Annotated in this window: 17 protein-coding genes; 13 read left to right on the forward strand and 4 right to left on the reverse strand. The window is 71.2% G+C overall.

Annotated elements, in window-relative coordinates:
* The coding region (locus F0L68_RS40350) for a tetratricopeptide repeat protein (RefSeq protein WP_149855203.1) at positions 1–1444 on the forward strand (1444 nt) is incomplete at its 5' end.
* Between the two features lie 3 nt (positions 1445–1447).
* Here the strand turns inward: F0L68_RS40350 and F0L68_RS44710 are convergent.
* The gene (locus F0L68_RS44710; protein ID WP_276313926.1) at positions 1448–1576 is read right to left on the reverse strand and encodes a hypothetical protein; all 129 of its coding nucleotides are present in this window, start codon (positions 1574–1576) and stop codon (positions 1448–1450) included.
* A 43-nt stretch (positions 1577–1619) separates the two neighbouring features.
* On the opposite strand from F0L68_RS44710, the gene F0L68_RS40355 reads away from it, so the two are divergent.
* On the forward strand, positions 1620–1931 hold the full coding sequence (locus F0L68_RS40355; RefSeq protein ID WP_188317105.1) for a hypothetical protein: 312 nt from the start codon (positions 1620–1622) through the stop codon (positions 1929–1931).
* On the forward strand, positions 1928–2215 hold the full coding sequence (locus tag F0L68_RS40360; protein WP_149855205.1) for a hypothetical protein: 288 nt from the start codon (positions 1928–1930) through the stop codon (positions 2213–2215). Before F0L68_RS40355 ends, F0L68_RS40360 begins: the two co-directional genes overlap by 4 nt.
* A gap of 100 nt (positions 2216–2315) precedes the next feature.
* Here F0L68_RS40360 and F0L68_RS40365 read toward each other — a convergent pair whose 3' ends face one another.
* Positions 2316–3533 carry a cytochrome P450 family protein gene (locus tag F0L68_RS40365; RefSeq protein ID WP_149855206.1) on the reverse strand — a complete coding sequence of 406 codons (1218 nt, stop codon included), beginning with the start codon at positions 3531–3533 and terminating at the stop codon, positions 2316–2318.
* A 264-nt stretch (positions 3534–3797) separates the two neighbouring features.
* Here F0L68_RS40365 and F0L68_RS40370 point away from each other — a divergent pair, with 264 nt between their 5' ends.
* The 3 genes from F0L68_RS40370 (at position 3798) to F0L68_RS40380 (ending at position 5221) form a co-directional block, all read left to right on the forward strand.
* On the forward strand, positions 3798–4199 hold the full coding sequence (locus tag F0L68_RS40370) for a hypothetical protein (protein WP_149855207.1): 402 nt from the start codon (positions 3798–3800) through the stop codon (positions 4197–4199).
* Positions 4196–4672 carry a hypothetical protein gene (locus F0L68_RS40375; protein ID WP_149855208.1) on the forward strand — a complete coding sequence of 159 codons (477 nt, stop codon included), beginning with the start codon at positions 4196–4198 and terminating at the stop codon, positions 4670–4672. Before F0L68_RS40370 ends, F0L68_RS40375 begins: the two co-directional genes overlap by 4 nt.
* Positions 4673–4810: 138 nt before the next feature.
* A complete protein-coding gene (locus F0L68_RS40380) occupies positions 4811–5221 on the forward strand; it encodes a hypothetical protein (RefSeq protein ID WP_149855209.1) in 411 nt (136 codons plus the stop codon).
* 25 nt (positions 5222–5246) lie between these two features.
* On the opposite strand, the gene F0L68_RS40385 is transcribed toward F0L68_RS40380, so the two are convergent.
* Together F0L68_RS40385 and F0L68_RS42980 are read right to left on the reverse strand one after the other, a co-directional pair.
* Entirely contained in the window at positions 5247–5615 is a 369-nt protein-coding gene (locus tag F0L68_RS40385) for a Hin recombinase (RefSeq protein WP_149855210.1), read from the reverse strand.
* 5 nt (positions 5616–5620) lie between these two features.
* The gene (locus tag F0L68_RS42980) at positions 5621–6328 is read right to left on the reverse strand and encodes a helix-turn-helix domain-containing protein (RefSeq protein ID WP_188317106.1); all 708 of its coding nucleotides are present in this window, start codon (positions 6326–6328) and stop codon (positions 5621–5623) included.
* Positions 6329–6560: 232 nt separating this feature from the next.
* Here F0L68_RS42980 and F0L68_RS40400 point away from each other — a divergent pair, with 232 nt between their 5' ends.
* The 7 genes from F0L68_RS40400 (at position 6561) to F0L68_RS40430 (ending at position 10565) form a co-directional block, all read left to right on the forward strand.
* Entirely contained in the window at positions 6561–6773 is a 213-nt protein-coding gene (locus F0L68_RS40400; RefSeq protein ID WP_149855213.1) for a hypothetical protein, read from the forward strand.
* A 58-nt stretch (positions 6774–6831) separates the two neighbouring features.
* The gene (locus tag F0L68_RS40405) at positions 6832–7020 is read left to right on the forward strand and encodes a hypothetical protein (RefSeq protein WP_149855214.1); all 189 of its coding nucleotides are present in this window, start codon (positions 6832–6834) and stop codon (positions 7018–7020) included.
* A gap of 138 nt (positions 7021–7158) precedes the next feature.
* Positions 7159–8823, forward strand: coding sequence for a DNA cytosine methyltransferase (locus F0L68_RS40410; RefSeq protein ID WP_149855215.1), 1665 nt, complete (start codon positions 7159–7161; stop codon positions 8821–8823).
* A gap of 14 nt (positions 8824–8837) precedes the next feature.
* Positions 8838–9179, forward strand: coding sequence for a hypothetical protein (locus F0L68_RS40415; protein WP_149855216.1), 342 nt, complete (start codon positions 8838–8840; stop codon positions 9177–9179).
* Between the two features lie 230 nt (positions 9180–9409).
* On the forward strand, positions 9410–9808 hold the full coding sequence (locus F0L68_RS40420; protein WP_149855217.1) for a hypothetical protein: 399 nt from the start codon (positions 9410–9412) through the stop codon (positions 9806–9808).
* A complete protein-coding gene (locus tag F0L68_RS40425; RefSeq protein ID WP_149855218.1) occupies positions 9805–10047 on the forward strand; it encodes a hypothetical protein in 243 nt (80 codons plus the stop codon). Before F0L68_RS40420 ends, F0L68_RS40425 begins: the two co-directional genes overlap by 4 nt.
* A complete protein-coding gene (locus F0L68_RS40430; RefSeq protein WP_149855219.1) occupies positions 10014–10565 on the forward strand; it encodes a helix-turn-helix domain-containing protein in 552 nt (183 codons plus the stop codon). Before F0L68_RS40425 ends, F0L68_RS40430 begins: the two co-directional genes overlap by 34 nt.
* The last annotated feature ends 54 nt before the right edge of the window (positions 10566–10619 follow it).

Here is a 10619-nt window from a genome sequence, read left to right on the forward strand (position 1 = left end):
CGCGGCCGACCCGGCGGCCGTGGCGGCGCTGGTGCAGCGCTGCGCCTACCTGCCCCTGGCCGTGCGCATCGCTGCCGAACGGGTGGCCTCGCACCCGCATCAGACCGTCGCGGACCTGGTCGCCGACCTCGCCAGCGAGAGCGACCGGTTGGAGCTGCTGTCCGCCGCCGACGACGACACGATGGCCGTGCGCGCGGCGTTCTCCTGGTCCTACCGGGCCCTGGAACCGGATGCGGCGCGGATGTTCCGGCTGCTGGGTCTGCATCCGGGCCCGGGATTCTGTCTGGACGCCGCCTCCGCCCTGGCCGGGATCCCGCCGGCCAGGGCTGCGCGGCTGCTGGACACGCTGACCCAGGCGCACCTGCTCGAACAATCCGCGCGGGCACGCTTCGGTTTCCATGACCTGCTGCGGGTCTATGCCGCCGAGCAGGCCGCCGCCGCCGAACCCGACCACGACCGCGCCGCCGCCGTGGACCGCTTGGCTGCGTGGTATCTCCACACCGCCGTCGCGGCCGGCCGCGCGCTGACCCCCACGCGGGCCCACCACTTCGAGCTGCCCGCCCCGCCCGACGGGGTGCCGGTCGAGGAGTTCGGCTCCTTCGGCGAGGCGTTCGCCTGGTGCGAGGAGGAGTCCGTCCACTTCGCGGGCATCGTCGAACTGGCCCGCGCCGCCGGCCTGTACGAGGTGGCCTGGCGGATCGCGGTGTCGCTGCTGGACTTCTTCCTGATCAAGCGGCCCTGGCGGGTGTGGATCGACACGCACGAGGCCGCCGTCGCGGCCGCGCGCGAGGGTGGCGACCGGTTGGGCGAGGGCTGGGCGCTGATCAACCTCGGTGAGGCGCACCGTCGTCGCGGCGGGGAGCCCGAGCTCGCCGAGGAGCTGTTCACCGAGGCGCTGCGGATCACCAGGATGGTCGGTGACCTGCCGCAGCAGGGCTGGGCGCTGTGCGGGCTTGGCTACCTCGACCACGACCGCGGCCAGTTCAGCCAGGCCGCGACCGTGCTGGAGGAGATGCTCGCCGTCGACGTCGAGGCCGGCTACACCTTCGGGCAGGCCACCGCACGAGTCCACCTGGGCCGCACCTACCGCGAGTTGGGCGACCTCGACGTCGCGCTCGCCCACGGGCAACGCGCCCTGGAGATTTACCAGGAGCTCGACGACCGGCAGGCCCAGGGCTTCGCGCTGGTGCCGCTGGCCCGCACCCACGCGAAACGAGGCGAGCTCTCGACGGCGCTGGACCTGTGCGACGCGGCACTGGATGCCTATCGAGCGGCGCTGGATCGGTGGGGCCAGGCCGACGCCCTCGACGAGCGCGGACGCCTGCTGTCCCTGCTAGGCAAGGACGCGGATGCCCAACGCTGCTGGGACGAGGCTCTGGACCTCGTCGGCGATCTGGATCAGCAAAAGGCTGACCGCATCCGACAACGCCAAGCCGCCGGCTAGACATCAAGCCGGGTACTTCTTGAGCGTGTTGACGGCGATGCCGGTACGGCGGGCCAACGGCCGCAGCGGCTCGCTCGGTGTCGCTCGTTCCCGCGCGAGCGCGTCGCCGGCCTTCCACCGCTCCCGACGCATAGTGGGTCTATGCAGACGGGCAGTGGAGGTGCATAGTGGGTATATGCAGACAGAGTGTGTAGAGATTCACGAGGACAATTCGGGCGCGGTCTATCTGACCCGTGGCGGGGAGTGCTGGGCTCTCGGGCCGGTCACTCCGGACATGGAGGGGCGCGCGGCATCGGACGCGCGCGGCTGGGTCGAGGGGGAGTGGGGACCGAACGAGGCCGACGGCCAGAGGCCCGCCGACCTGGACGGGTTGGATCACATCGCGACCTGGACGGCCGACGGCCTGGTGATCGGGCACGGGGACACCGGGGAACTGGTGGCCGGCGCTGGCGGTGCCGCGTATCTCGGGGTCGGGGCGAGCCGGTGACTGTCGACGGATACGGCGTCGAGCCGAGCGAGGTCGCGGTGGTCGTGGCGGAATTGGTCGGCGAGAGGGACACCGGCGAGCAAGACGAGACGTGGTTCATCCACCTGTCCAGCAGGATGGCGTTGCTCCAGGCCGCAGCCGACCATGTCGCTCGACTCCGGGGTGACCTCGTAGCTGAGATGGTGGCCGGCTCCACCGAGCGCGAGGTCGCCACCCGTCTCAACCTGAGCCCATCCCGCCCTGGCCAGCTTGCCCGCCAGTCCAGACGTCGTGGCTCGACATGAGGTCGGCACCGCACATCGTCCCGGATGCGTGGACCAGCACCGACCGGCGGCACTCATTCGAAAGGACACGACGAGCATCGCTCTGGACGCGGGCGCGCCCTCAGGTGGCCACGGGGAGCCGGAACAGGCCCCGCATGATCGGGCTGGGCCACCACGTCAGTGCCTCGACGGGCTCGACCAGGGCCAGAGCGGGGAACCGGGTCAGCACGCTCGTCACCGCGATCTCGGTCTCCATGCGCGCGAGCGCGGCGCCGATGCAGGTGTGCGGACCGTGGCCGAAGGCGAGGTGTCGGCCGGTGTCCCGGCCGGGATCGAACTCCTCGGGTGTGGGGAACACGGACGGGTCCCGGTTGGCGGCGGCCACCGACACCAGGATGGGGTCACCGGCGCGCACGTGCTGCCCGGCCACGACGGTGTCGGTGACGGGGAACCGCCAGGTGGCGTTGCGCACCGGGCTGTCGTAGCGCAGTGACTCCTCGACGACCGCTGGTACGACCGTCGCGTCTGCGCGCACTCGGCTGGCGAGCTCGGGGTGGGTCAGCAGCGCGAACAGCGCGTTGCCGATCCCGGCGACGGTCGTCTCGTGGCCGGCGATCAGCAGCAGAAACGCCGTGGAGGTCACCTCGTTCGTGCTGAGCTGCCCGGTGGCGCGCTGGGCGACCAGGTCGCTGAGCAGGTCCTGCCCTGGATCGGCCGTCTTGCGCGCGACCAGGTCGGCCACGAACGCGTCCAGGGCGTCGGTGGCGGCGGCGATCTCGGCGTGGCTGTCGGGGCCGGCGGAGTCGATGACCATCGCCTGGGAGTGCAGCAGCTCGCGGTCGCTCTCGGGCACGCCCAACAGGTCGCAGATGATCGCGATGGGCAGCGGATAGGCGAGATCGGCGATCAGGTCGGCCCGGCCGCCGTGCTCGGCGACACGGTCGAGCAGCGTGTCGGTCACCTGCTGCGCGGTGCCCCGCAGCTCGCGCATCCTGCGTGGGCTGAACGCGGCGCCCAGGACACGCCGCATCCGGGTGTGGTCGGGCGGGTCGGTGTTGATCAGGCTGTTGACCAGTGAGGCCCGGTGGTCGTAGGGCAGGCCCATGCCGCTGCTGCGCCACTGCGCGCTCGCGCGGGCCGGGTCCTTGGCCAGCAGCGGGTCGCTCAGCGCGGCGACGGCGTCCTCGTAGCGGGTGACCAGCCACGCGGTCAGGCCCGGGAACTCGATCCGGTGCATCGGGGAGTGCTGCTGCAACCAGCGGTACGCGGTGCTCGGGTCGCGGTCGAAGTCGGCACCGTGGAGCGGAGGGGCGTCGTCATCAGCAGCCGAGGCGGACATGGCCATCACGATGCCAGGCCGAGCGGGCACGTGGAGTGAGCAATCTCCGTCCTGCTCCGTCCGCGCGCCAGGCTCACCTTATTGGCTCAACGCTCCGTTTCCGCACGTCAGGTCAGCGTTGTCGGCGAGCTGGCGCTCCGCGCGGCGGGTGTCTCACCGGGATTGTCAACGCCGCAACACTGTGCACGGCCCTGGCTACTCCCGATAGTGAATTGTGTGCGGGGAGTAACGAAACGCTACGGATTGCGCCAGGATGTTGTGCCGGTGGCTGAGATGTCCACCGCCGCCGCTGCGGTGCTGGGCACGTCGGCGGCATGGTCCCCACCGGACCGAGGCCCGGCCGAGGCCGCCAGTTCGGTGCTCGGCGATCGCACCGAGCTGGCCGTGGTCCTCGTGCAGTTCGACGTCGAGACGGGGATCGGCTGCATCAGCCGGCCTCTCGGCCCGGGTAGTCGTGGCAGCGAGTTCACCGGGTTCGTGCGGACCGCGCCCGACATCCTCAGCGCCGACGACATGCGGGCGCGGTTCGAGGCGTTCGGGTTCACCGTCTCGGTGCGGACCTGCTCGGCGACCGTCGTCGAGTTCACCCTGTACCACCACGCGCCAGCTCCGAGACGGGCTCGGCGCCAGGGCAGGGAAGTGCCGGCAGGAGGAGAACCACGGTGAGTGCCGCCACGCACCGATACACCACGCAGTGCCATGACCTCGTGGCCGCGCTGGCTGTGCCGGATCCGTTCCGGCTCGACGAGTTCCTCGCTCTGCTGGTCGCGCGGCGCGGTCGCCGCATCGAGCTGCGCCCGACCCATCTGGGTCCCACCGCGACGTGCGGGCTGCCGACCAGCGGCGAAGACGTCGACATCCTCGAGCACCCGATCGCCACGACCGTCGAGCATGCTCGCAGGCTCGTGCTGCACCAGGTCGGTCACCTGCTGCTGGGGCACCCCTGCCGCAGCGTCGGGCAGGCCGCCGCCGACGCCGACGAGCGGGCCGCCGTGGCGCGGTTGCTGCCGGGCCTGTCGCCGGCGCTGATCCGCCGTTTGCTGGGCAGCTCGCCCTACGCCCCCGCGCAGGAACATGCCGCCTACCTGTTCGCCGAGGCGGTGCTCACCAACGCCGGGGCGCGTCGGCAGTGCGGGTGAGCCGCTGCCCCGAACCACCCGGCCAACGCGCACCGCGAAGGCTGCACATTCGCTCCCCCTCGGGCGCGGTGATGGCGCGGTTGGCGTGGCCTGGGGGACGATGACGGTTCCACCACTCGCTGTTGGGGGAGGGGAACCGTGTTCGGGTCGAGTCGCCGTCATCGCGTCGAACCGCCGGCCGTGCTCGGCGACGCGCCGACAGTTGCGGCACCGGGGTCCGCCGCCGGCCGACCGCCGCTGGAACACACCCACGAACTGGTCGAGGCCGCGCCGCTCTACACGGTCGCCATGCCCTACGACGTGGCGGCCGACCACGAGGCGATCATGGTGTTCGTGACCGAGATTGGCCCGGCCACCGCGTTGACCGACATGGTGGCCAACTGCCTGCGGCGCCTGGCTCAGGAAGCCAGCAGGCGGGGCTGCGACGCGGTGTACGGGGTGCAGCAGTCGATGGCCGCCGACGCCGGACAGATCTTCCTCAGCCTGCTGGGCACCGGTGCCCGCCCCATTCACGACCTCGACCGACCGCCGCCCCTGCCCGGAGCCTGAGAGGTGCTTGTCGGGCTGGGCATGCTCAGCGCGCGGTGGACGGGCCAGGAGCGGCGCGACGGCATGCCGGGCAGGTCAGACACCGACCGGTGGCCTGCCAGCCGAGGGCGCAGAGCCACCGGCGCGCGGCGGCGAGCAGGTCGCTGAGGCTGGGGGAGCGGGCCGCGTAGCAGAGCAGGGGCCCGTCGCCGCAGGTGTCGCACGCGAGGTCGATAACCGGGCCGGTGGGTGCACAGGCCGTGCAGTGGTGCGCTTCGCCGAGCGTGCCGTCGGGACCAGGTTCGAGCCAGGTCACCGTGGTGTCGGCGCACAGCTGCCGGGCCTCGCGGCGCCCGGCGGGGCGGTGCCCGCAGTGCGGGCACGCCCGAAAGGGGTCGCCGGGAAGGACGCTCACGACGCCTACCCCCTGGTCACCGAGGCGTTCCAGCGGACCAGGAGTGCCTGCGCGCGGCGGATCGCCTCGTCCAGGTCGGCGAAGTAGGCGTCCTCCTGGTCGTCCTCGGCGTGCCGTGCGGCCCAGTCGGTGTCCCAGGTGTCGGCCACCGCGTTGTACACCGGGCCGCCTTCCCCGCCCTGGCGAACCCACCAGCGGTCCGGGCGGATGAGCTCGACGTGCGCCACGAGCGTCGAGTCGTAGCGGCGGTCCTGCGGCGGCCAGGTGCTGGCGTTGAAGGTGAAGCGCGTGGCGCGGCCCTGGTGCTCGGGTGGTGCGGTGGGGCGGTCCACGGCGGTCAGGTCCGTCTCGGGTGCCGGTGAAGCATCGAAGAAGTAGGCCGGCGAGACGCCGAAGAATCGGGCCAGGGCGTCAATGGTGCGGTAGGTGGGGTTGGTGCGCCTGCCCTGGCGCAGCATCGCGATGTAGCCACGACTGCACGGTCCGCCGGTGTGGGCGCGGCAGTACGCGGCGACTTGGCCGGCGGAGAACCGGCGGCCGTCGGGCCGGCGCGCGTCCTGGAACAGGACCGCGAGCCGGTCGGAGAACGTCTCCTCGGGGTCCCGGCCGCTGCCCGCGCAGCGTCCGCAGTCGTCGTCCTGGCGCACGTCGCCGTTGACCATGCGGAACGGCTGGGGGTTGTCCCCGGTGCCCTCGCACGCGGTGCAGTCCATCGTGGAGTTCCTCCCGGTTCTCGGATGTTCGGCGACAACTGGTTGACGCCCCTCTCGGTGCCGCGAGAGCCCAGGAAACCTGGGGCTGTCGCCCAGAGTCGCTGGGGCGATACGAACTTTCACTACCAAAGATACGCCTCACATATGTTTTGTCAATCACGTGAGGGTTGACAAAACATACGTGAGGCGTAGACTGTAGTTAGGTGAGTTGTCTCGAAAGTCAGGAGGGGTCATGTCGACCGACCAGCGTGAAGGCCACGCGAACGAGGACTGCGGCACCGAGGAGACTGCCGGCTACGTGAGGTGCCTGATCTGCGATGAGGTCTACGACGTGATGCCCGGCGAGCGCTTCGCCTGCCCCAACGACGTTCCGGCCGACCCGGATCACGACCCCTATGGGGCGAGCGCCGCCGGTCCGCTGATCTCCGTCAACCCCAAGGCGTAGAAGTTTTCACAGGTAGTTGACAAAACATAACTGCTGAGTGATCAGAGAGGAGCGGGAGATGCCTGGACCGGAGGGCTTCGACACGGAGGACGAGTTCATCACCGCCGCGTTCGCAGGGGAGCTGGGGGAGGACTACAAGACGGCCGCCAGTGGCGCGCTGCTGTCCGAGTACCTCACCGACGAGGACCCGAACGCGATCGCCGACCTGATCCGCCGCGACGTCGCCGAGCTGCGCGGCGACCACTAAGCCCCGGGTGGCGGCCGGCTGGCCTGGACAAACCCCGGCCGCCGCCCGGTTCCACACCCCGCACGCACCCAGAAGTGGACGGAGCACCGCCATGAGTAGCACACCCAGCCAGAGCCCCAGCAGCGCGGAGGTCAGGTCATGACCCTGTCAACCTCGGCGTTGGGCGTCGATCACGACCTGGACTTCACCGACATCTTCTGCGGTGCGGGCGGCAGCAGCATCGGCCTGACCGCCGCCGGCTACACCTTGCGGTTGGCTGCCAACCACTGGGACCGGGCCATCGAGACCCACGCCGCGAACTTTGCCGACGCCGACCACCTGTGCGCCGACGTGAACAACTACGACATGCGGCGGCTGCCCCGCACCCGGGTGCTGTGGGCCAGCCCCATCTGCACCGAGATCTCTCCGGCGGGCGGCAACAAGAAGCAGCACAACTCCGGCCAGCTCGACCTGCTGGCCGAAGGCCCGATCGCCTCGGCCGCCTACGAGCGGACCCGCGCGACCTTCCACGACGTGATCCGGGCGACCGAGGTGCACCGCTACGACGCGGTGATCGTGGAGAACGTCACCGACGTGGCGTTCAAGTGGGAGCTGTTCGACTGGTGGTGCGAGGGCGTGAAGCTGCTGGGCTACAACGCCCAGTTCGTGTCGGTCAGCTCTGCGCACGTCGGCGGCGAGGGCAACCCGCACGCCCCGCAGTGGCGCGACAGGCTTTACATCTGTTTCACCCGAACGGGTGTCCCTCTGCCAGACCTGAGGCCACGCCCGTCGGCGCTGTGCCAGGCGTGCGACGAGATCGTGCCCGCCATCCAGGCGTGGAAGGACCCCCGCAAACGCAAGATCGGCAAGTACGGAGCGCAGTACGTGTACCGGTGCCCGAACGCGCGCTGCCGGCACGCGGTGGTCGAGCCCTACGTGCTGCCGGCCGCCGCCGCCATCGACTGGTCCGACATCGGCACCCGCATCGGCGACCGGGCGGAGCGGGGGATGCCCGAGCTCAAGCAGTCGACGCTGCGCCGCATCCAGGCTGGGCTGGACCTGTTCTCCAGTCCGCAGGCCGCCGAGGCGTTTCTGACGCTGCTGCGGTCTGGCCGCGACCGCACCATCCGGCCCGGCGAGCGGCCGTTGGCGACCGTGGTCGCCAACGGCAGCAACCACGCCCTGGTCTCGCCTTTCACCGTGCCCTCGGGCGGCACCTGGCGCACCGATCCTGACCCGGTGGCCACGCCGATGGCCGCCCGGACGACGCGGGAGACCGACGGGCTGGTCACGCCGTTCATGGTGTCGACCAACCACGACGACGGCGGCCGGCAGTACCCGGTCGACGCGGCCCCGCTGTGCACCCGCAGCACGAAGATCGGCGACGGGATGGTGTGCGCGCCGTTCGTGCCGACGCTGCGCAACCACGCCACCGCCACCGGCGTCGATGAGCCGCTGACCACCGTGGCCGCCGGCGGCAACCACCACGGCCTGGCCGTCCCGCCGGGGGGATTCGCAGCGGCCCGCCCGACCACGTCGCTGGTCATCCCCTACCGGCGCGGCGCGGCCCCGTACCCGGCCGAGGCGGGGCCGCTGTCGACGGTGGCCACCCGCGAGACGCACGGCGTCCTGCGACCGGAGGTGGCCATTGAGGACTGCTGCTTCCGGATGCTCCAGCCGCGCGAACACCTGCGCGCCCAACGGTTCCCTGACGCCTACATCGTCACCGGCAACAAGGGCGAGCAGACCATGCAGGCCGGCAACGCGGTCAGCAGCAACGTCGCCCAGTGGCTCGGACAACAGATCGCCCAGGTGCTGTTGTGAACAAGGAGGAAGTCATGAACCTGATCAACAACGGTCTCGCGCTGGCCACCGTGGCGAGCGAGAACGGCGAGTTGACCGAGCGATTCGTCTACGCGCCGCCAGACGTCGAGCGTCGTCCGCTGCGCGAGCTGGTCGAGGTTCGCCGCTGCGGCGACGACACCGCGCTGCGGGTCACGGCCGGCCTCGTCGCGCTGTACGCGCCGGCCATCGCCGAGGACGACGCACCCGAGGACATGGATGACGACGAGTCGTGGCTGCCCTGGTGCGTGTTCTGCGACGAGACGCTGACCCATCCCGACGAGCACGGGGCGGGCCCGTACCCGACCCCTGACTTCGCCGAGGGCGCGGCCAGCTAATGGTGCCCGCGCAACCCCGACCCGGCACGCAGGCGGCCCCACCAGGCCGTCTACCGGCTGCTCAACTGCGTGACCGCCGAGGCCGTCCTCGGCGGGCCGACGTTCGAGTCCATCCGCGCGAGGGCGCGCGCTCAGGCCGCAGCGCGGAAGTCCTGAGGTCCACAGCGCTGGCGCGGACATCCCGTTCGCGCCAGCGCGACCCGTCCCGGCGAGAAGGAGCTGACCTGATCATGAGCACCAACGAGCTGTCCGCCGCGCTGGCCCAGGCCCTGCGCGAGTCCGACGCCGAGCGCCCCGTCGAGCTGTCCGCCGACGTGTACGGCATCCGTCTGACCGACGCCGATCCCGACGTGTACGGCATCGCGGCCCACCAACTGTTCGACGACCTCGTCGTGCAGCTCGCCAACGTCGACGGGGGCTGGATCAGCTTCGGACCTGTCGACGAGGACGGCCACCTGCCTGCCGAGTTCGACGCCCGACCACACCCCAGCTTCGTCGTGGCCTGCGCCTGGGCGGTCAGCATGGTGCAGCCCTTCCTGCTCGCCTACGACGAGCGCGGCGGGCTGCTCGCCGACCTGACCGGCGGTCTCCGGCCGGCTCCGGGACACGAGGCTGGCGAGCGCGGATGACGACCGTGGTGCTGTGCGCTCTGGCACCCATCGTCGTTTACGGGGCAGGGGACGCGCCGCCGCCGGTGTCGGAGTCGGTCGCGATGCTCGGCTACGACGGCCGCCTGTTCACCCGACCCCCGGTTCACTACGAGGCCACCGGGCGCGCGGCCGGCCACCAGCCGTACGTGCACGAGTGCGACGGTGCAGCCGGCGATCGACCGGTGTGGCCGAGGTCTGGCCGGCCGGGGGCGAGGTGACGGCGGCGGTGCTGGCCCTAGTCGGCGGCTACGGTCACGTGGTCAACTCCGCGCGATCCGGAAGGCCGTGCATGACGCCCCGCCTCGACCCGAAGATTCCTCCGCTGGTGTCGGTCACCGAGGCCGCGCGACGGCTGGGCTGCTCCAAGAACTGGGTCAGCAGGCTCCTGGACGCCGGTCACCTCGTGGGCCAGGAGGTCGGGCGCAACACGGTGGTCGCCGCTGCCCAGGTGGACGCCCTGGCCCAGGCCCGCAGCCACGGCCAAGACGGATGGCGGGCCCCCGGCGGCACGCCGCCGATCCCGCCGCTGGTGTCCACCAGCGAGTTCGCCGAGCTGGTCGGACTCGCTCAAGGGAACTGGCCGCGTGAGCTGTTCCTGCGAGGCCAGGTGCCCGGTACGCAGGTCGGGCGCAACGTGCTGTTCCGGCGCGCGGTCGCCGACCGGTTCGCGGTGCTGCGCCAGCTCGGCCACACCGCCTACCCCGACGAGGCCGACATGGTGCCGCCCGCCGAGTAGGAGCGTCGCGCCAGATCACCGGCTCAGCGCCCCGGAGACGATCGTCTCCGGGGC

Origin of the sequence: Solihabitans fulvus (assembly GCF_008386585.1) — a bacterium.
Taxonomy (GTDB): Bacteria; Actinomycetota; Actinomycetes; order Mycobacteriales; family Pseudonocardiaceae; genus Solihabitans; species Solihabitans fulvus.